This window comes from Nocardia farcinica (assembly GCF_029867845.1).
Taxonomy (GTDB): Bacteria; Actinomycetota; Actinomycetes; order Mycobacteriales; family Mycobacteriaceae; genus Nocardia; species Nocardia farcinica_A.
In genome coordinates, this window is record NZ_JARWRU010000295.1 from 1 (window position 1) to 1,308 (window position 1,308).

The 1,308-nt window shown below is 71.4% G+C and carries 1 protein-coding gene; it reads left to right on the plus strand.

From position 1 onward, the window contains the following. The coding region (locus QH283_RS06400; protein ID WP_280502091.1) for an AMP-binding protein at positions 1 to 1,308 on the plus strand (1,308 nt) is incomplete at both ends.

Below are 1,308 nucleotides of genomic sequence, written 5' to 3' on the forward strand. Positions count from 1 at the left end.
GTCGGAGTACGAGCTGACCCGCGACGACGTGGTGCTGCAGAAGACCCCGGCCACCTTCGACGTGTCGGTGTGGGAGTTCTTCTGGCCGTTGCAGATCGGCGCGCGCCTGGTCGTGGCCAGGCCGGACGGTCACCGCGATCCCGGCTACCTGGCCGAGATCATCGCAGGCGAGCGCATCACCACCGCGCACTTCGTGCCGTCGATGATGTCGGTCTTCGTGGCGAACCTGAGCGAGGACGGCCCCGCGTGCACCAGCCTGCGCAACGTCTTCGCCTCCGGTGAGGCGCTGCCCTCGGTCACCGCGCAGAAGCTGCGCGAGCTGACCGGCGCGCGCCTGCACAATCTGTACGGCCCCACCGAGGCCGCCGTCGACGTGACCTACCACGAGGTCACCGCCGACGACACGGTGTCGGTGCCGATCGGCGCCCCGGTCTTCAACACCAGGGTGCACGTGCTGGATTCGCGCCTGAACCCGGTCCCCGTCGGTGTGGCGGGTGAGCTGTACCTGGCAGGCGTCCAGCTGGCGCGCGGCTATGTGGCGCGTCCCGACCTGACCGCGGACCGGTTCGTGGCCGACCCGTTCGGCACGGGTGAGCGCATGTACCGCACCGGTGACCTGGTGGCGTGGACGGCCGACGGCGAGTTGGAGTACCTGGGCCGCACCGACTTCCAGGTGAAGCTGCGCGGTCTGCGCATCGAGCTGGGTGAGATCGAGTCCGCGCTCACCGCGCTGGACGAGGTCGCCCAGGCCGTCGTGGTGGTCCGCTCCGACGAGCGGCTCGGCGACCAGCTGGTCGGCTACCTGGTGCCCGCCGCCGACCGGCCGGTGGACACCGAGGCGGTGCGCGCCGCGCTGGCGGCCGAGCTGCCCGGCTACATGGTGCCCGCCGCGTTCGTGGTGCTCGACGAGTTCCCGCTCAACGCCTCCGGCAAGCTGGACCGCAAGGCGCTGCCCGCTCCCGTCTTCGAGGTCAAGGCGTTCCGTGCGCCCTCGACCCCGGTGGAGGAGATCGTGGCGGGCACCTTCGGCGAGGTGCTCGGCGTGAACCGGGTCGGTCTCGATGACGACTTCTTCGAACTCGGCGGCAACTCGCTGGTGGCCACCCAGGTCGTCGCCCGTCTCGGCAAGACGCTCGACACCCAGCTGGCGGTGCGCGACCTGTTCGACGCCTCCACGGTGGCCGCCCTGGCCGCCCGGGTCGAGGCGCTGGCTGGCAGCGGCCGGGCCAGGCCGGAACTGACCGCGGGCAAGCGGCCCGAGCGCATCCCGCTCTCGCCCGCCCAGCAGCGGTACTGGTTCCTCAACCA